This window comes from Streptomyces sp. NBC_00654 (assembly GCF_026341775.1).
GTDB lineage: Bacteria > Actinomycetota > Actinomycetes > Streptomycetales > Streptomycetaceae > Streptomyces.
Genome location: NZ_JAPEOB010000001.1, coordinates 2,121,125 through 2,140,635 on the forward strand (window position 1 = coordinate 2,121,125; position 19,511 = coordinate 2,140,635).

Here is a 19,511-nt window from a genome sequence, read left to right on the forward strand (position 1 = left end):
GTCCTAGGACCTGACCGGAAACAGTCGGGACAGGCGGGCGTGAGCGCGGTCCATCACACACAAGACCGGTGAAGGACACGCACTCATGACGACGCCCACGATCGAGCTCAAGCCCTCCTCGAACCCGCTGTCCGACGCGGAGCGCGAGGCGATCCTGGCCAACCCCGGATTCGGCCGCTACTTCACCGACCACATGGTGACCATCCGGTGGACCGAGGGCCGCGGCTGGCACGACGCCCAGCTCGTGCCCTACGGCCCGCTGTCGATGGACCCGGCCAATATGACCCTGCACTACGCGCAGGAGATCTTCGAGGGCCTCAAGGCCTACCGCCAGTCCGACGGGTCGGTCGCCACCTTCCGGCCCGAGGCCAACGCCGAGCGCTTCCAGCGCTCCGCCGCGCGGCTCGCGATGCCGCAGCTGCCGGTCGAGACGTTCATCGAGGCCTGTGACGTCCTGGTCCAGCAGGACAAGGCATGGGTTCCGGCGCACGGCGGCGAGGAGTCCCTCTATCTGCGCCCGTTCATGATCGCGGCCGAGGTCGGCCTCGGGGTGCGGCCCGCCAACGAGTACCTCTTCCTGGTCATCGCCTCGCCCGCGGGCGCCTACTTCCCCGGTGGCGTCAAGCCCGTCTCGATCTGGCTCTCCGAGAACCGCGTCCGCGCCGTCCCCGGCGGCATGGGCGACGCCAAGACCGGCGGCAACTACGCCGCCTCCCTGCTCGCCCAGGCCGAGGCGGCCGCCCAGGGCTGCGACCAGGTCGCCTACCTCGACGCCGTGGAGCACAAGTGGGTCGAGGAGCTCGGCGGGATGAACCTCTACTTCGTGTACGGGCAGGAGGACGGCTCGAAGCGGATCGTCACCCCGGAGCTGACCGGCTCCCTGCTCGCGGGTGTCACCCGGGACTCGCTCCTCAAGGTCGCCCGTGACCTCGGCTACACCTCCGAGGAGGGCCGCGTCTCCATCGGCCAGTGGCGCGACGACACCGCGAACGGCACGCTCACCGAGGTCTTCGCCTGCGGCACCGCCGCCGTCATCACGCCCGTCGGCACCGTCAAGTCCGCGGGCGGCGAGTGGACCCAGGGCGACGGCACGCCCGGCGAGGTCACGATGAAGCTGCGCGAGCGTCTGCTCGACATCCAGCGCGGAGTCGTCGAGGACACCCACGGCTGGATGCACCCGCTCGGCTAGGGCGTCGCGAGCCGGGCGGGACTTTCGACACACGCCCTGGGGCCCCTCTCGTTCGGAAACAGGCCGCGCCCGGCTCCCCGCCGGGCGCGGCCCTTTTTTGCGCCCGCGTATTGGAGTGCCGCTCTAAGCGTATGGTGTCAGGCTTCCCGTCACCCAGCACTCATGGTTAGAGTGCTGCTCTAAACAGGAGGTGCGGGGACATGCGACTGACCCCTACGGAACGCGACCGGCTGCTGCTCTTCGGCGCCGCCGAACTGGCCAGGGCCCGCCGTGCCCGGGGCCTGCGGCTCAATGTCCCCGAGGCGACGCCCCTGATCGCGGACACCGTCTCTTCGAGGCCAACCCCCGGCTCGACTTCGACCGGAGCGCGGCGTACGGCATGCGGCTGTGCGTGCCCGCCGCCGGGTCGCCGTCCGCGGCACCCGGGGCATCGGCCCTGCGGACCTGCGCCTCAACTCCCGTACCGGAGAGGTGGCCGTGGACGCGGACAGCGGCCTCGTCACCCTGGGCGGCGGCGGCCCTCTTCGGCCGGCTCTTCCCGGACCGCACGGTGACCCTCGTCGACGCCCGTACGATCTTCGCGGGCGGTGGAGGCATCCACTGCATCACCCAGCAGCAACCGAAGGTCTGACGCCATGCCCGCCGCACCCCGCCGCCGCAACACCGCCCCGCCGCGCGAGGAGGTGCTGGCCGCCGCCATGGCCACCATCGCCGAGCGGGGGCTCGACGGGCTCACCATGGCCGGCCTCGGGCGCGCGGTCCGTATGAGCAGCGGACACCTGCTCTACTACTTCCGCACCAAGGACGAGCTGCTGCTCCGGACCCTGGAGTGGAGCGAGGGCCGCCTCGGCGCGGAGCGCCGCGCGCTGCTCGCCCGGCCGGGCACGGTACGGGAGCGGCTGGACGCGTACATCGCCCTGTACCTCCCCGACGGACACCGCGACCCGCACTGGACCCTCTGGCTGGAGGTCTGGAACCGCTCGCAGAACGCGGACGACGAGGGCCGCGTCCGGCAGGCCGCCATCGAGGGCGCCTGGCACCGGGACCTGGTGGCGCTGCTGGCCGAGGGGGTCTCGCGCGGGGAGTTCCGGACCGTGGACGCGGACCGCTGCGCGACCCGGCTGCGGGCGCTCCTCGACGGATTCAGCGTCCATGTCACCGTGGGCATCCCCGGGACCGGCCGGGACCAGGCCCTGGTTCAGGTGGCGGAGTTCGTGGACGAGCTGCTGGCACCCGCCCCTTCATGAACGGCGTGTGACGTTCCGCGCCCACCGCCCGCATCCTGAGACGGGCCGGGGCACGGGAGCGGCGGTGTGCCAGACTGCTTCCGTGTCCTCGTTCGTCATGATTATTGGCAACAGGCGCGCCGGTCCGCAGTGATCGTTCCGTACCACCACGTACGGCACGGGCACCGTGCCCCAGACCCGCGCGCAGACCTCTCGCACCCGCGAGGGGTTTTTTCGTTTTCCGGCCCTCACCTCGGCCGGGGCGAGGCGCGCGGGATGATGGGGGCAAGTGGAGCCAGATCGTCCGGATCCACTCATCCGACAGGAGTCAGATCAGCATGACCACCAAGGCCAAGGCCACCGACGACAGTTTCCATGTCTTCGACACCACACTGCGCGACGGTGCACAGCGTGAAGGCATCAACCTGACGGTCGCGGACAAGCTGACCATTGCCCGGCACCTGGACGACTTCGGTGTGGGATTCATCGAGGGCGGCTGGCCGGGCGCCAACCCCCGCGACACGGAGTTCTTCTCCCGTGCCCAGCAGGAGATCGAGTTCCGGCACGCGCAGCTCGTCGCGTTCGGCGCGACCCGCAGGGCCGGTGGCAAGGCCTCCGAGGACCCGCAGGTCAAGGCGCTCCTGGAGTCGGGTGCCCCGGTGATCACGCTGGTCGCCAAGTCCCACGACCGTCATGTGGAACTGGCCCTGCGCACCACCCTGGAGGAGAACCTGGAGATGGTCCGCGACACCGTCTCCCACCTCCGGGAACAGGGCCGCCGGGTCTTCGTCGACTGCGAGCACTTCTTCGACGGCTACCGCGCCAACCCCGAGTACGCCAAGGCCGTGGTCCGGGCCGCCCACGAGTCCGGCGCCGATGTCGTCATCCTCTGCGACACCAACGGGGGCATGCTCCCCGCCCAGGTACAGGCCGTCGTCGGCACCGTCCTCGCCGACACCGGAGCCCGGCTCGGCATCCACGCCCAGGACGACACCGGCTGCGCCGTCGCCAACACCCTGGCCGCCGTGGACGCGGGCGCCACCCATGTCCAGTGCACCGCCAACGGGTACGGCGAGCGGGTCGGCAACGCCAACCTCTTCCCCGTCGTCGCCGCCCTGGAACTGAAGTACGGAAAGACCGTGCTGCCCGAGGGCTCGCTCGCCGACATGACCCGGATCTCGCACGCCATCGCCGAGGTCGTCAACCTCACGCCCTCCACCCACCAGCCCTACGTCGGGGTCTCCGCCTTCGCCCACAAGGCCGGACTCCACGCCTCCGCGATCAAGGTCGACCCCGACCTGTACCAGCACATCGCCCCGGAGCTGGTCGGCAACAGCATGCGGATGCTGGTCTCCGACATGGCTGGCCGCGCCTCCATCGAGCTGAAGGGCAAGGAGCTCGGCATCGACCTCGGGGGCGACCGCGAGCTCATCGGCCGTGTCGTCGAGCGGGTCAAGGAGCGCGAACTCAAGGGCTACACCTACGAGGCCGCCGACGCCTCCTTCGAGCTGCTGCTGCGCGGCGAGGTCGAGGGCCGGGCCCGCCGCTACTTCCGCACCGAGTCCTGGCGCGCCATCGTCGAGAACCGCCCCGACGGCACACACGCCAACGAGGCGACCGTGAAGCTCTGGGCCAAGGGCGAGCGGATCGTCGCCACCGCCGAGGGCAACGGCCCGGTCAACGCCCTGGACCGGGCGCTGCGCGTGGCCCTGGAGCGGTTCTACCCGCAGCTCGCCAAGCTGGAGCTGGTCGACTACAAGGTCCGCATCCTGGAGGGCCGCACCGGCACCGAGTCCACCACCCGGGTGCTGATCACCACGGGGGACGGGTCCGGTGACTGGGCGACCGTGGGGGTCGCGGAGAACGTCATCGCCGCGTCCTGGCAGGCGCTGGAGGACGCGTACACCTTCGGTCTGCTGCGGGCCGGGATCGAGCCGGCCGAGTAGCCGCCGTGCCGGAGCCGCCTTCGGCCGGCGGCTCCGGCGCGTGCGTTGCGGATGTACATCCGGGCCTTCGCTCTGTGCGCCCCACCCGGACCGGGACTCAGCGCCCGGGACCGGGACTCAGCGCCCGGAGGGGGCTCGGAGTGGGGCCCGACCGGGACTTCAGGGCCCGGAGCGGCGCCCGGACCGGCGCCCGGACCGGCTCAGGAACCCGGGCTGGGCTCAGGGCCCGGGACCGGGTGCCCGGCCAGGTGAGGGTCGCCGAGGCGCGGCCCGGGAGGGTGTGCGCCGCCGTTCCCGGCAGTGAAGGCGCGGGGGTCCGGGCCTGAAGGTCCCGGGTGACCTGCCGGCCACCCGTGCCGTACCGGAGGGGAGCCCGGTGGGACCCGCTGCGCCGAGTGCGGTGGCGCCCCGTACACAGACCGCTCCGCCGGACCGGATACATGGCCGGCTCCACCGGACCGGATCATGGGCTGCCGCCCCTCCCGGCAGGGTGCGTGGGGGTGATGCCGTCGACCGGTGCGTGAGTGAACTGCTGTTGCGGACTCACGTCAAGGGGGACGCGTTCAGAACTTGAACGCGTAACTCGCCCTGCCCGGTGGGGAGATGGGTACGGACCAATTTCGGTGTGAAGTATTGACGGCTGTGTTCCGGCGGGGTTAACTCCAGCCGCAACGCCGGTACCGGTTCCGGGACCGGTTGCGGAACCGGTACCGGCGACCGATGGTCACGGACTTCCGCGCCTCGTCCGCTTCACCTCGCCCGGTCCTGCTCCGCCCTGCTCAGCCTTGTCCCCGGAGGGCCCTGATGCGTGTCACCATCGCCGATGTCGCCCGTGAGGCCGGCGTCAGCAAGACGACCGTGTCCCGGGTCGTCAACCTCAAGGGCGAAGTGGACGGCTCCACGGCCTCCCGTGTTCGTGAAGTGATCGCACAGCTCGGCTATGTACCCAGTTCGGGTGCCGTCGGACTGGCCCGCGGCAGCAGCCGTACGGTCGGGATGCTGGTGCCCTCGCTGACCTGGCCATGGATGGGCGAACTGCTCCAGGGCGTCGTCGACACCGTCGAGGCCGCCGACTACGGACTGCTGCTCTTCACCTGCAACCGCGGCGCGGAGTCCGTACAGCGCTTCACCGACCAGGTGTCGGCGCGTGCCTTCGACGGACTCGTCGTCGTGGAGCCGGAGAACACGCTCGACCATCTGACCGCACTGCACCGCAAGGGCCTGCCGATCGTCCTGATCGACGACCGCGGCCACCACCCCGCATTCCCCTCCGTCGTGACCACCAATGACGAGGGAGGTGCCTCGGCGGCCCGCCATCTGCTGGCCTCGGGGCGCACCCGGCCGCTGGTCCTCACGGGTCCGCGGCACTTCGGCTGCGTACGTGACCGGCTCAGCGGTTTCCGTTCGGTCCTGCCCACCGACCTGGTCGCGGACGGGGACTTCACCGAACGGGGCGGCCGCCTCGCGGTCGAGGAACTCCTCGCGGCCGGCGTGGAGTTCGACTCGGTCTTCGCGCACAACGACATCAGTGCGGCGGGCGTCCTGCGGGCCCTGCGGGCCGCCGGACGCCGCGTGCCGGACGACATCGCGGTGGTCGGCTTCGACGACATCCCGATGGCCGAGCACACCGCCCCGCCCCTGACCACCGTGCGCCAGCCCACCCGGCGGATGGGTGAGACGGCGGCGCGGATGCTGCTGTCCCACCTCGGCGGCACGGCCGCACCGGACGAACCGGCCGTGCTGCCCACCGAACTGGTCGTGCGCCACTCGGCGCCGTAACGGGCCCGGCCCCGCCGGACACCCGCCCGCATCCCCAACCGCGCCCCACCGTGCGCCATCCGCACGTCTCGCACCGCCCCCGCACCTCGCACCGCCCCCGCACCTCCCGGCGCCACCCGCACCTTCCGGCGCCACCTGTGTCGCCCGCACCGCCCGCACCACCTGTACCCGGCGCGTCGAGCGCTGCCCGCCTCCCGGATCTCCCAGACCCGCAGTCCTTCTGGAGTCGTCATGTCCGTACGCCGTCGTCACACGCTGAGAGCGCTCTCAGTCGCCACCGCCGTGGTCGCGCTCGCCGCCGGCTGCTCGTCCGCCAACTCGGGTTCCGGCAAAGGGGGAGCCGGCGCCACCGGCGTACTGACCCTCGGCAAGCCGGACGGGCCGCAGACGAACAACAGCAACCCGTTCCTGAGCACCTCGGCGAGCGCCACCCTCGGCTACCGCCACATGATCTACGAGCCGCTGGCCATGACGAACCAGATCCGCCCCACCGACAAGGCGGCACCCTGGCTCGCCACCGACTGGACGTGGGAGTCCAACTTCACAAAGGTCACCTTCACCCTCGACGGCCGGGCGAAGTGGGCCGACGGCAAGCCGCTGACCGCCGCCGACGTCGAGTACACCTTCAGCCTGCTGAAGAAGCACCCGGCGCTCAACGGCAACGGCATCCCCTTCGACGGGATCGCCGTGGAGGGCGGGAAGGTCGTCCTGACCTTCAAGGAGTCCCAGTTCGTCAACCAGAACAAGATCATCCAGACCTATATCGTGCCCAAGCACATCTGGGAGAAGGTCGACAACCCGGAGACCTGGCCCAACCGCACCCCGGTCGGCTCGGGCCCGTACAAGCTGAAGACCTTCACCCCGCAGACCACCACGCTGACGGCGACCCCGGCGTACTGGAAGGGCGCGACGAAGGTCAAGGAGCTGCGGTACACCGCGTACAACGACAACAGCGCGGCGACCACGGCGCTGGCGAGCGGCAAGGTCGAGTGGTCGTTCGTCTTCATGCCGAACTACAAGCAGCTGTACATCGCCAAGGACCCCAAGCACCACCAGCTGTGGTTCCCCTCCGGGCTCGGCATCCACGGACTGTGGTTCAACACCGCCCGCAAGCCCTTCGACAACCCGGCGCTGCGCAAGGCGATGGCCATGGTCGTCGACCGCCGGGCGATCCACATCCAGGCCCAGGCGACGCTCTACCCGGAGATCACCAGCCCGACCGGCATCCCGCTGCCCGCCGGTGACCCCTTCCTCGCGCCGGAGTACAAGGGCGCCACCACCGAGCCCGATGTGGAGGGGGCCAGGAAGATCCTCGCCGACGCCGGGTTCACGCTCAGCGGCGGCGCACTCAAGGACCCGTCCGGCAAACCGGTGAAGCTGACCTTCACCGACCCGGCCGGCTGGAACGACTACATCACCGGACTCTCGATCATCAAGGACAACATCAAGCAGCTGGGCATCGAGGCCAAGGTCAGGACACAGACCGCCGACGCCTGGGGCGCGGATGTCGCGAACGGCAACTTCGACGCCACCCTGCACTGGACCAACAGCGGTGCCACGCCCTACGACATGTACCAGAACATGATGGACGGCTCGATCCTCCAGCCCGTCGGCAAGAGCTCCCAGCTCGGCAACTTCGGCCGCTTCAAGAGCCCGGAGGCCACCGCGGCGCTCAAGGAGTACGCCAACGCCACCGAGGACGCCACCCGCACCAGGGCGATGAACACCCTCCAGAAGATCTTCGTCGAGCAGGCGCCCGTGATCCCCACGGCGGCCGCCCCCATCGGCGCCGAGTACTCCTCGAAGAACTGGACCGGCTGGCCCACCGAGTCCGACCCCTACGCCCCGCCGCAGCACACCCAGCCCACCGCGCTGCAGATCGTGCTGAAGCTCAAGCCCACCAAGTGAGTACGGGGGAGGAACCGGCCATGACCACCGAACAGTCCGAGAGCGTGCGGGCGGGCACCGACGTGGTGCTCGAAGCACGCGGAGTCACCAAACACTTCCCCGTACGGCGCACCGGCCGCGATCTCGCCGCACGCCGCCGCCGCACCGTCCACGCCGTCGACGACGTCTCGCTGGAACTCCGGCGCGGCACCGTCACGGCCCTGGTGGGGGAGTCCGGCTCGGGCAAGTCCACCGTCGCCCGGCTGCTCGCCCAGCTCCATCCGCTCACCTCGGGCGAGATACGGCTGTCGGGCACCGCGGTCAAGGCCGGGCGCGGCCGGTCCTTCCGCCGTTACGTCAAGCAGGTCCAGCTCATCTTCCAGGACCCGTTCGCCTCGCTGAACCCGGTGCACACCGTGCGCTACCACCTCACCAGGGCGCTCAGGATCCACGGCCGGGCAGGCAGCGGGGACGCGGAACTGGAGGCCAACCTGTCCGCGCTGCTGGACCGCGTCCAGCTGACACCGCCGCACCAGTACCTGGACAAGTTCCCGCACGAGCTGTCCGGCGGGCAGCGCCAGCGCGTCGCCATCGCCCGCGCGCTCGGCGCCGACCCGCAGGTCCTCCTCGCCGACGAACCGGTCTCGATGCTCGACGTGTCGATCCGGCTCGGCGTCCTCAACCTGCTGCGCGACCTCAAGGAACGTCTGCGGCTCGCGATCCTCTACATCACCCACGACATCGCCTCCGCCCGCTACTTCGCGGACACCACGCTGGTGATGTACGCGGGCCGGATCGTCGAGGGCGGCGACAGCGAGACCGTCACCCAGCACCCCGCCCACCCCTACACCCAGCTCCTCATCGCCTCGGCGCCCGACCCGGACCGGGTGGTCGCCGAGGCGGAGCAGGAGGAGACCGGGACCGGCGAGCCGCCGTCGCTGATCGCCCCGCCGGCCGGGTGCCGCTTCCACCCGCGCTGCCCGAAGGCCATGGAGCGCTGCCGCACCGAACTGCCGCCGCGCTTCGGCCTGGCAGGGGGACAGTGGGCCGCCTGCTGGCTGTACGAGGGGACCGGCACACCGGGAACCCCCGCCGAGCGGACCTCCGCAGAGCGGACACCTGCCGAGCGGACCTCCGCCGAGCGGACCTCCGCCGAGCGGACCTCCGCCGAGCGGACCTCCGCCGAGCGGACCTCCGCCGAGCGGACCTCCGTCGAGCGGACACCTGCCGAGCGCACCCCCACACGGCACACCGATCTGCGGGGGGCCGGCGAGTGAAGTACCTGCTGCAACGGCTCACCTTCTACGCCGTCACCGCGTGGGCCGCCATCACCATCAACTTCCTCATCCCGCGCCTGATGCCCGGCGACCCGGTCCAGGCGCTGATGAGCCGCTACCAGGGCCAGCTCGACACCAACGCCATCGCCTCCCTCAAGGCCCTCTTCGGCCTCGACGAGAACCAGTCGCTCTGGCAGCAGTACACCGACTACTGGGCGCATCTGCTCGACGGCGACCTCGGGCTCTCGTTCACCTTCTTCCCGACACCGGTCAGCGAGGTGATCGCGCAGTCCCTGCCGTGGACGCTCGCCCTGGTCGGCATCACCACCGTGATCAGCTTCCTGCTCGGCACCGGCGTCGGCGTCTACAGCGGCTGGAAGCGCGGCTCCTGGCTGGACAGCCTGCTGCCCGTCACCACCTTCATCTCCTCGATCCCCTACTTCTGGCTCGGCCTCATCGCCATCGCGGTGTTCGCCGTGAAGTGGCCCGTCTTCCCGGCCGCCGGAGGGTACGACTCCTCGCTCGTCCCGGCGTTCGACTGGCCGTTCGTCTCCAGCGCGCTGTACCACGGGTTCCTGCCCGGCGTCACGATCGTGCTCAGCGCCGTCGCCGGCTGGATCCTCGGCATGCGCAACATGATGGTCACCGTCTCCTCCGAGGACTACGTCATGGTGGCGCAGGCCAAGGGGCTCTCCGAGCGGCGCGTGATGTTCGGCTACGCCGCCCGCAACGCGGTCCTGCCGAACATCTCCGGCTTCGCCCTCTCCCTGGGTTTCATCGTCGGCGGCACGCTCCTGGTCGAGATGGTCTTCACCTACCCGGGCATCGGATACCAGCTCTTCCAGGCCGTCGGCGGCAAGGACTACCCGCTGATGCAAGGCGTCTTCCTGATCATCACGCTGTCCGTCCTCGCCGCGAACCTGCTCGCCGACCTCGTCTACGCCGTGCTCGACCCCCGCACCCGGAAGGAGGCCTGACTCCAGATGTCCGTCACCGCCACCGACACCGCCGTCCTCGACGGCGCCCCCGCCCCCGCGGCGCCCAGCCGCCGGGCCCGGCTCCGGTTCCTGCGCGGCGGGAAGACCCGCACCGGGCTGATCATCCTGGCGTTCTTCGTGCTCCTCGCGATCGCCGGACCCTGGATCGCCCCGCACGACCCCGACGCGATGACCGACCAACTGCTCCGGCCGCCCTCCGCCGACCACTGGTTCGGCACCACGCAGACCGGGCAGGACGTCCTCTCCCAGATCCTCGTCGGCACCCGCGGCGTCCTGGTCGTCGGCTTCGTCGCCGGGATCTTCGCCACGGTCCTGTCCGTGCTCGTCGGGGTCAGCGCCGGATTCCTCGGCGGCGCGGCCGACGAGATCCTCTCCGCGCTCTCCAACATCTTCCTGGTGCTGCCCGGACTCCCGCTGATCATCATCATCGCGAGCTTCGTCCCGGACACCGGCGACCTGCTCATCGCCACCGCGATCGCCTTCACCTCCTGGGCCTGGGGGGCGCGCATCCTGCGGGCCCAGACCCTGTCGCTGCGCCGGCGCGACTACGTGGAGGCGGCCCGCGCCACCGGCGAGTCCACCTGGCGGATCATCCTCTTCGAGATCATGCCGAACCTCACCGCCGTCATCGCCTCCGGCTTCGTCGGCACGGTCATCTTCGCCATCCTCACCGAGATCACCCTCGCCTTCATCGGCGTCGCCGACATCTCGCACTGGAACTGGGGCACCGTCCTGTTCTGGGCCCAGTCCAACCAGGCCCTCGCCCAGGGCGCCTGGTGGTGGTTCGTCCCCGCCGGTCTGTGCATCGCCCTCCTCGGCACCGCCCTGGCCCTCATCAACTTCGGCATCGACGAGTTCGTCAACCCCCGCCTGCGCACCGCGACCGGCGCCTCCCGCAAGGTCAGGATGCGGGTCGGCTTCACCCCGGTCGCCCGGACGGCCGCCACGCCCAGCAAGGAGCAGAGCACATGACGGCCGAGCCGGTCCTCACCATCAGCGGACTCAACGTCGACTACGGCACCGGCGACCAGGCCGTGCACGCCCTGCGCGACATCGACCTCACCCTGCACCGGGGCGAAGTCCTGGGCCTGGCGGGCGAGTCGGGCTCCGGCAAGTCCACCCTGGCCTACGCCGTCACCCGGCTGCTCTCCCCGCCCGGGGTGATCACCGGCGGCGACGTCCACTACCACCGGCCGGGCGGGGACAGCGTCGACATCCTCTCCCTCGCACCGGACCGGCTCCGCGCCTTCCGCTGGCAGGAACTGTCCATCGTGTTCCAGGGCGCGATGAACTCGCTCAACCCGGTCCACACCGTGCACAGCCAGCTCACCGACGTACTCAAGGCCCACCGCCCGCAGATGCGCTCCGCCGCGCGGACCGCCCGCGCCGAGGAGCTGCTGAACCTCGTCGGGATCTCGGCGGACCGGCTCGCCGCGTATCCGCACCAGCTCTCCGGCGGGATGCGCCAGCGCGTGATGATCGCGATGGCGCTGGCACTGGAACCCGAGATCGTCATCATGGACGAGCCGACCACCGCGCTCGACGTCGTCATGCAGCGGCAGATCCTGCGCCGGCTGGTCGAACTGCGGGAACAGCTCAGCTTCTCCGTCGTGTTCATCACCCATGACATCTCGCTCCTGATCGAGTTCTCGGACCGGATCGCGATCATGTACGGGGGCCGGATCGTGGAGGAGGCGGGCGCGGCCGAGATCTACCGCGACCCCCGCCACCCCTACAGCGACGGGCTGCTCCACTCGTTCCCCGCGCTGCACGGACCCCGCCGCGAGCTGACCGGCATCCCCGGCTCGCCCCCGCACCTGTCCGCGATGCCCACGGGCTGCGCGTTCCACCCCCGCTGCGGCAAGGCGTTCGACCCCTGCTCCCGGCGGGTCCCGTCGCTGACCCCGCCCACCGGCGGGAGCGACCGCGCGGTCGCCTGCTGGCTGCACACGGAGAACCCGCGGGCGACGCCCGGCACACCGGCTCCGCGCGACGCGCACTCCCCCCACCCGGAACCGTCCAAGCCCGCCCCGGCCGCCTGACGCCCTCACCTACGGAGACCGATGAACCACCCCGTCACCACCTCCCCGAACCGGCGCCTCCCGCGGCCCGCCGCCGTCCCCGGGCTCCCGGCCGACTTCCGCTGGGGCGTGGCCACCTCCGCGTACCAGATCGAGGGCGCGGCGGCGGAGGACGGCCGCACGCCGTCCATCTGGGACACCTTCTGCGACGTCCCCGGTGCCGTCGAGGGCGGCGAGAGGGGGGACGTGGCCTGCGACCACTACCACCGGATGCCCCAGGACGTGGAGCTGATCGCCGGCCTCGGTGTCGACACCTACCGCTTCTCGCTGGCCTGGCCGCGCATTCAGCCCGGCGGCCGGGGCCCGGCCAACGCCAAGGGCCTCGACTTCTACAAACGGCTCGTCGACGAGCTCCAGGACAAGGGGATCACCCCCTGGATCACCCTGTACCACTGGGACCTCCCGCAGGAGCTGGAGGACGCGGGCGGCTGGCCGGTCCGCGACACCGCCCTGCGCTTCGCCGACTACGCGATGCTCGCGTACGAGGCGCTGGGGGACCGGGTCGCGCACTGGACGACGCTGAACGAGCCCTGGTGCTCGGCCATGCTCGGCTACGCCTACGGGCTCCACGCCCCCGGCCGCCAGCACCTCGGCGACGCCATCCACGCCGTCCACCACCTGCTCCTCGGCCACGGCCTGGCCTCCCGGCGCATCAGGGAGGCCGCGGGCGGCAACCCCCTGGAGCTGGGCATCACCCTCAACCTCGGCACCGCCACACCGGAGACCGACAGCGAGGCCGACCGCGAGGCCTGCCGCCGCGCCGACGGGCTCGGCACCCGCCTCTACCTCGACCCGGTCGTCCACGGCCACTACCCCGAGGACATCGTCCGGGACCTGGCCGCCCAGGGCATCGAACTGCCCGTCCAGGACGGCGACCTGGCCGCCATCGCCACCCCCCTCGACGTCCTCGGCGTCAACTTCTACCGGGGCGCGCTGTTCTCCGGCCTCACCGAGGACGGCTCGCCCACCGACGCCGAAGGCCTCCCCGTCACCCGCGCCGTGGAGCGCGATCTGCCGCGTACGGCGATGGACTGGGAGATCACCCCGGGCGAACTCACCGATCTGCTGCTGCGGCTGGAGCGCGACTACGCGCTGCCGACCGTCATCACGGAGAACGGCGCCGCCTTCGACGACACCGTCGCCGCCGACGGCTCCGTACCGGACACCGACCGCACCGCCTATCTCGCCGACCACATCGACGCCGTGGCCCAGGCCCGCGTCCGGGGCGCCGACGTCCGGGGCTACTTCGCCTGGTCGCTGATGGACAACTTCGAGTGGGCGTACGGCTACGACAAGCGCTTCGGCATCGTCCGCGTCGACTACGGCACACAGGCGCGGACCCTCAAGGACAGCGCCAAGTGGTACCGCGACACCATCCGCCTCACCCGCGACACCATCCACCTCAGCCGCGACTCCCGTACCGATTGACCGACTGGGAGCACCCCCACATGCCCTCTCGTACGACGTTGATCGCCACCGACTGGACGGACTTCTACACCGAGACGGACGGCACCGGCGGCACCGTCACCGCCCACACCCACCCGCAGGAGGTCACCGGACGCTACGTCCGCATGCGGGGCATCGAACGCGCCACCGCCTGGGGATACTCGCTGTTCTCCTTCCAGGTGTACGGGGGCGAGCCCGCCCCCGCCAACGTCGGAAGGTCCCAGACCTTCCCGGACGGGGGCCGCGCAGACCAGTGGCACACCTACGGCGTCGAGTGGACGCCCGAGGGCATGACGTTCACCGTGGACGACCGGGTCGTCCAGCAGACCTCCCGGCAGAAGCTGGAATCCACCCGGGGCCAGTGGGTCTTCGACCACAACCAGTACGTGATCCTGAACCTGGCCCTGGGCGGTGCGTATCCGGCCGGTCACAACAAGGTCACCCAGCCCTACTGGGGTCTCCCGCAGTCCAGCGTCGACCGCGTCGCGCAGGGAGGCATCAAGGCGGAGATCGACTGGGTACGGGTCGAACAGAAGTAGCCCGGCCCGCGCAGGGCCGAAACGGACAGCCCCGGGGCGCACTCCGGACGGGCAGCGGCGCGTGCTGCCCGTCTGCAGTAGCGTGAAGTATGAGGAAAAGGCTTTTTCCCACGCTCATGGCGGGCCTGCTGCTCATGCTGGCCGCGGTGGTCTTCGCTCTCGCCCCCGCTGCGTCCGCCGCCCCCGCCGCCACCATCAACGATGCCGCGCAGGAACTGCGGAAGGACCCGGTCTACGTCGACCCGGGCGCCCGTGACCAGCTCTCCACCGGCCAGGAGAAGGCTCTGGAGAACAAGATCACGGACGCCGACAAACCGGTGCTCGTGGCCGTCCTCCCCGCCACCTCGGCCTTCCCCGAAGAGGGCCTGCTCCAGACCCTGCGCGCCGAGACCGGCATCACCGGCGTCTACGCGATACGCCTGGGTGACGGGTTCAACGCGGGCGCGGACCCGCAGGTCATGCCCACCCGGGCGGTCCAGAACCTCTCGGCGGCCGTGAAGACACCGGCCACCGACACCGACACAGCGGCCCAGCTCAACGCCTTCGTCGACAGCGCGGTGCAACAGGCCCGGGGCAGCGCCCCCGCCGCCTGGTCCGGCGGGAGCGCGGACGACGGCGGATTCCCGGCCGGCGGCCTGATCGCCCTCGGCGCGGTCGCCGTGGCCGGCGGCGCGGGCGCGTACGCGATCTCCCGCCGCAACCGGCGCCGCAAGGAGGAAGAGGAACGGGCCGCCCTCGACAAGCTCCGCGTCGTCGTGGACGAGGACATCACCGCGTACGGCGAAGCCCTGGAGCGGCTGGACTTCCACCCGGCGGAGAAGGGCGCGGACGACGCCATGCGGGCCGACTACGAACGGGCCCTGGACTCCTACGAGAGCGCCAAGTCCAAGATGGAGCACGCCCAGCACCCCTCGGACGTCCGTCCGGTCACCCAGTCCCTGGAGGACGGCCGCTTCTCCCTCGCGGTCCTGGAGGCCCGCCGCACGGGCAAGCCCCTCCCGGCCCGCCGCCCGCCCTGCTTCTTCGACCCGCGCCACGGCCCCTCGGTCGCGGACGTGCTGTGGACCCCGTCCGGCGGATCGGCCCGCGAGGTCCCCGTCTGCGGCGCCGACAAGGTACGGCTGCGCGAGGGCGAGGACCCGATGAGCCGCACGGTCGACGTCGGCGACGGCCGCCGCCGCCCGTACTGGGAGGCCGGCCCGGCCTACGGACCGTGGGCGGGCGGCTACTTCGGCGGCGGCCTGCTGCCGGGCCTGCTGGTAGGCACGATGCTCGGCTCCATGCTCGCCACCCCGGCGTACGCGGGGGAGTACGGCGGCGGTGACTTCGGCGGAGGCACCGGCGGCGACTGGGGCGGCGGCGACTTCTCCGGCTCCGACTTCGACTCCTCCGGCTTCGGCGGCGGAGGCTTCGGGGACGGCGGCGGCTTCGGCGGGGGCGGCGGAGGCTTCGACGGCGGCGGCTTCTGACGTTGTCCGGGTCCCCGGTCCCCGGACTATGGACCCCGGACCCCCGGACCGGCCGGCGCGGCGGGGGTGCAGGCTACACCTCCATCAGGCCTGCTGCCCGGATGGTCCGGCGAATCCCGAGCGAGCAGGCTGAACACGTCCGGTTCTCCGAGGTAAGGAACTCTCAGTGTTCAGCTTGAAGTCGGCGCGCCGCCGCGCGGTACGCACCACTGCTGTCGGCGCCCTCGCCGTCGCGGCCTGCGCCACCCTGATGACCGGCAGCGCCGGGGCGATCGTCAACGGGTCCGATGCCACCGAGCGCTACCCGTTCATGGCGACGATCCCGGAGTCGGCCCCTGCCCACGGCCTGTACGACGGCACCTGCGGGGCGTCACTGATCGACCGGCAGTGGGTGCTGACGGCGGCCCACTGCGTCCAGGGCGACGGCCTTGAGCTGGACGGCATCGTCCGGATCGGCAGCTCGCACCGGAAGTCCGGGGGAACCGTCCGGGCCATCGAGCGGACCGTCGTGCACCCCGGCTATGTGAACGGCGCCGGGAAGGCCGCCAACAAGGACGACATCGCGCTGGTCCGCCTGGACCGTCCGGTCGCCGAGAAGCCCATCCGTATCGCCGAGCGGGCCGCGCGGCCCGGCACCCCGACCCGGATCCTGGGATTCGGCACCACCGTCGACACCGAGATGAAGTTCGCGGAGCGGTTGCAGGAGCTCGACACGCGCAGGGGCTCCATCGCCGAGTGCGCCCCCGGTTACGCGGACCGGACCCGGTTGTGCACGATCAGCCGCGTCCCCGAGGCCATGGCGTGCTTCGGGGACTCCGGGGGGCCGCAGCTCCAGAAGGGCCGGCACGGACGGTGGGAGCTGATGGGCGCCACATCGGGCCCCGGCGCCCCGGGCGTCGCCTGCTCGGACGGGCCCGGCCTCTACAGCAACGTGCCCGCCTACGCGGAGTGGATCCGGAAGACCGTCAAGCACCACGCCTGACCATGTACGGACGGCCAGGGCGTCGAGGAGACTGTCCCCTGTACTGCGGTGGTCAGTTCCAGGACCGGTATCGGTTCGACGTGCTCGAAGGAATCCAGTAGTGGCAACGCTTCCAGAGATAACAGCCCTGTTGGGCGAACCTCGGTTCACCTGGTCGGATCCGGCTCCGTGGATCGAGCTGGAGCGGGAACTCGGTATCGAGTTCCCCGCGGATTTCCGCGAGATCGTGGATGCCTACGGCTCGATCCAGATCAACAGGCAGCTCTATCTGAAGCACCCCGCCGGTCACCTTCTGCACAGTCTGGGCAGGTACATCAAGGGCGATCTCGAACTCTGGCGCGAGGAGGACATGGCGGAGTTCCTGCCGAGCCCGGTGGGAGCGAACCCCGGAGAGCTGATGCCGGTGGCGACGGCCACCACGGGCGAGGCAATCTTCCTCCGCCGTCCCGACACCCCCGCGTCGCCCTGGCGCGTCGTGGTCCAGGAGTTCGACAGCCCGGCCTGGACCCTCTACGAGATGACGTTCGGTGAATGGTTTCTGGACTACCTCAAGGGCTATGACGTGACGTTGTGCTCCCGCAACTTCGCGCCCGATGGCCCGTTCTACGATTTCCTGTCCTGAAACCCGTGGTCGCACGGACCGGATCGGCCGGCATCAGCGGCTCGATCCGGTCCCTCGCCGGCTGGACGCCGATCAGATGCCAGAACGTCCCCCGTCCGCTTCTCGCTCTTTGCCGAGTGGAGCCGTACAGGTCCGTTGGGCGACCTCCTGCGCACCGATACGCGCCAGGGACGTCGGATGACCCCGCCGACGCGAGCGGGCCGGCTCAACCCCCGTACTCCGTATGCCTCGTGAGCACCCACAGCAGGAACGCGAGGCCGCTGATCCCGGCGCCCAGTACGCACACGGCGCCCCACCCGGCCGCCGCGTAGAGGGACGTCGCGGCGAGGGCGCCGGTGGCGCTGCCGACCGCGTAGAAGATCATGTATCCGCCGATCAGCCGGCCGCCCGCGTCCGGGTGCAGTGCGTAGATCAGGGTCTGGTTGGTGACATGGACCGCCTGTACGGCCAGGTCGAGGATGATCACGCCGACGACCAGCGCCCAGAGCGAGCTGCGGGTGAGGGCCAGGGGCAGCCACGATGCGGCGAGCAGCGCCAGGCCGATACCCGTGGTCCGCCGGGAGAGCCCCCGGTCGTTCAGGCGGCCAGCTCCGGCTGCGGCGAGCGCGCCCACGGCCCCCACCAGACCGAATGCGCCGATGGCGGTGTGGGAGAGGGAGTACGGGGGCTCGCTGAGCGGCAGCGCGATGCTGCTCCACAGGGTGCTGAACGCGGCGAAGATCAGCAGGCCGAACGCGGCCCGGAGGCGGAGGAGCCGTTCCCGCGCGAACAGGGTGACCGTGGAACGCAGGAGCTGTCCGTAGCGCAGGGGAGTGGCCGGCGGTACGTCGCTGTGGCGTGGCAGCACCCGGTGCAGGACGAGGGCGAGTACGGCGATGAGCGCGGCCGATGCGAGGTAGACGGAGCGCCACCCCGCGAGGTCGGCCAGGAGACCGGAGACGGTACGGGCGAGCAGGATGCCGATGACCACGCCGCCGGTCACCAGTCCGACGACCCGTCCGCGCTCGGCGGGCGGGGCCAGCGACGCGGCGAAGACCACCAGTGTCTGCGTGACCACGGCGAGCAGCCCCACCGAGCCCATGCCCGCGAGCAGGACCGCCGCGCTGTGTGCGGTGCCGACCACGGCCAACGCCGCGACCAGCAGCAACAGTTGGGCCACGACGATCCGGCGGCGGTCGGCCACGTCCCCCAGCGGCACGAGGAGGAAGAGCCCCAGCCCGTATCCGATGTGCGTGAGCGTGACGACGCTGCCGACGAGAGCCGGGCTCATCCCGAGGTCGTGGCCCAGTGTCACCAGGAGCGGCTGCGCGAAATAGACGTTGGAGACGGCGGCCCCGCAGGCGACGGCGAACAGCATGACGATGCCAGGGGACAGGGCGAACGCGGGAGCGCCCCCGTCGCGCGCCATGGTCCTTGGTATCGCCGCCCTGCCGTCGCCGCTCATGGAGTGCCCTTCGCGATTGGTTTCATCTTGCTACCACTAGGGACGGTAATCATTTTGGTAGCATGTTGCAACCATCTTGGGAAAGAGAGGACGTCATGGTGAACCGGACACGTTTTGACGACAGCGACTGCCCCGTCGCGCGATCGGTCGACGCGATCGGTGACTGGTGGTCCCTGCTGATCGTGCGGGACGCCTTCGACGGAAGCCGCCGCTTCGGGGAGTTCCAGCGCAGCCTGGGCGTGGCGAAGAACATCCTGACCGCCCGCCTGCGTTCCCTGGTCGCCGGGGGTGTCCTCGAAACCGTCCCCGCCTCGGACGGCAGCGCCTATCGCGAATACGTGCTGACCCCGAAGGGTGAGTCCCTCTTCCCCGTCATCGTGGCCCTGCGGCAGTGGGGCGAGCGGAACTTCTTCGCACCCGGCGAACCGCACTCCGAGCTGGTCGACCGGCAGCGGGGCAGTCGACTGCGTGCGCTGGAAGTCCGGTCGGAGGACGGGCGGCTGCTGAGCCCGGACGACACCATCGTCCACAAGGTCGCCGCCGGAGCGGACCCGTCCGGCGCCTGACCTGCGGTGCCCCGTCAGGGGTCGTACGGTCCCGCTGTACGGCCCGACGTGCTGATGTCG

The 19,511-nt window shown here is 70.9% G+C and carries 14 protein-coding genes and 5 pseudogenes; 18 read left to right on the forward strand and 1 reads right to left on the reverse strand.

The genetic code is table 11. From position 1 onward, the window contains the following. Positions 1-85 precede the first annotated feature (85 nt). The 17 genes and pseudogenes from OHA98_RS09225 to OHA98_RS09300 all read left to right on the forward strand — a co-directional run bounded on the left by OHA98_RS09225 (position 86) and on the right by OHA98_RS09300 (position 17,441). The gene (locus tag OHA98_RS09225) at positions 86-1,189 is read left to right on the forward strand and encodes a branched-chain amino acid aminotransferase (RefSeq protein WP_266924154.1); all 1,104 of its coding nucleotides are present in this window, start codon (positions 86-88) and stop codon (positions 1,187-1,189) included. 200 nt (positions 1,190-1,389) lie between these two features. Beyond that, a pseudogene (locus OHA98_RS09230) lies at positions 1,390-1,518 on the forward strand (urease subunit gamma); the annotation flags it as partial. A 182-nt stretch (positions 1,519-1,700) separates the two neighbouring features. Then, positions 1,701-1,820 (forward strand): annotated as a pseudogene (locus OHA98_RS09235) (agmatine deiminase family protein); the annotation flags it as partial. Positions 1,821-1,824: 4 nt separating this feature from the next. Further along, positions 1,825-2,436 carry a TetR/AcrR family transcriptional regulator gene (locus OHA98_RS09240; RefSeq protein WP_266924155.1) on the forward strand — a complete coding sequence of 204 codons (612 nt, stop codon included), beginning with the start codon at positions 1,825-1,827 and terminating at the stop codon, positions 2,434-2,436. Between the two features lie 317 nt (positions 2,437-2,753). Beyond that, on the forward strand, positions 2,754-4,361 hold the full coding sequence (cimA, locus tag OHA98_RS09245) for a citramalate synthase (RefSeq protein WP_266924156.1): 1,608 nt from the start codon (positions 2,754-2,756) through the stop codon (positions 4,359-4,361). A gap of 804 nt (positions 4,362-5,165) precedes the next feature. Then, complete coding sequence (locus OHA98_RS09250; RefSeq protein ID WP_266924157.1) at positions 5,166-6,140, forward strand: LacI family DNA-binding transcriptional regulator; 975 nt, start codon at positions 5,166-5,168, stop codon at positions 6,138-6,140. Between the two features lie 231 nt (positions 6,141-6,371). After that, a complete protein-coding gene (locus OHA98_RS09255) occupies positions 6,372-8,048 on the forward strand; it encodes an ABC transporter substrate-binding protein (protein WP_266924158.1) in 1,677 nt (558 codons plus the stop codon). Positions 8,049-8,068: 20 nt separating this feature from the next. Continuing rightward, positions 8,069-9,097: pseudogene (locus OHA98_RS09260) on the forward strand (ABC transporter ATP-binding protein); the annotation flags it as partial. After that, positions 9,070-9,186 (forward strand): annotated as a pseudogene (locus OHA98_RS42870) (pentapeptide repeat-containing protein); the annotation flags it as partial. The pseudogenes OHA98_RS09260 and OHA98_RS42870, both read left to right, overlap by 28 nt. 114 nt (positions 9,187-9,300) lie before the next feature. Next, positions 9,301-10,281, forward strand: coding sequence for an ABC transporter permease (locus tag OHA98_RS09265; protein ID WP_266924160.1), 981 nt, complete (start codon positions 9,301-9,303; stop codon positions 10,279-10,281). A gap of 6 nt (positions 10,282-10,287) precedes the next feature. Further along, entirely contained in the window at positions 10,288-11,274 is a 987-nt protein-coding gene (locus OHA98_RS09270) for an ABC transporter permease (protein WP_266924161.1), read from the forward strand. Next, positions 11,271-12,344, forward strand: coding sequence for an ABC transporter ATP-binding protein (locus tag OHA98_RS09275; RefSeq protein WP_266924162.1), 1,074 nt, complete (start codon positions 11,271-11,273; stop codon positions 12,342-12,344). The genes OHA98_RS09270 and OHA98_RS09275 overlap by 4 nt, the downstream gene beginning before the upstream one ends. 21 nt (positions 12,345-12,365) lie before the next feature. Continuing rightward, positions 12,366-13,811 carry a GH1 family beta-glucosidase gene (locus OHA98_RS09280; protein ID WP_266924163.1) on the forward strand — a complete coding sequence of 482 codons (1,446 nt, stop codon included), beginning with the start codon at positions 12,366-12,368 and terminating at the stop codon, positions 13,809-13,811. A gap of 224 nt (positions 13,812-14,035) precedes the next feature. Continuing rightward, positions 14,036-14,368, forward strand: a pseudogene (locus tag OHA98_RS09285) (family 16 glycosylhydrolase); the annotation flags it as partial. 89 nt (positions 14,369-14,457) lie between these two features. Then, a complete protein-coding gene (locus tag OHA98_RS09290; protein WP_266924165.1) occupies positions 14,458-15,837 on the forward strand; it encodes a hypothetical protein in 1,380 nt (459 codons plus the stop codon). Between the two features lie 166 nt (positions 15,838-16,003). Beyond that, a complete protein-coding gene (locus OHA98_RS09295; RefSeq protein ID WP_266924167.1) occupies positions 16,004-16,819 on the forward strand; it encodes a trypsin-like serine protease in 816 nt (271 codons plus the stop codon). Positions 16,820-16,949: 130 nt separating this feature from the next. Then, positions 16,950-17,441: an SMI1/KNR4 family protein gene (locus OHA98_RS09300; RefSeq protein ID WP_266924168.1), complete on the forward strand. Its 492-nt coding sequence runs from the start codon at positions 16,950-16,952 to the stop codon at positions 17,439-17,441. 205 nt (positions 17,442-17,646) lie between these two features. Here the strand turns inward: OHA98_RS09300 and OHA98_RS09305 are convergent, their stop codons facing one another. Beyond that, positions 17,647-18,849, reverse strand: coding sequence for an MFS transporter (locus tag OHA98_RS09305; protein ID WP_266924170.1), 1,203 nt, complete (start codon positions 18,847-18,849; stop codon positions 17,647-17,649). 131 nt (positions 18,850-18,980) lie between these two features. On the opposite strand from OHA98_RS09305, the gene OHA98_RS09310 reads away from it, so the two are divergent. Further along, positions 18,981-19,451: a helix-turn-helix domain-containing protein gene (locus tag OHA98_RS09310; protein WP_266924171.1), complete on the forward strand. Its 471-nt coding sequence runs from the start codon at positions 18,981-18,983 to the stop codon at positions 19,449-19,451. Positions 19,452-19,511: the final 60 nt, after the last annotated feature.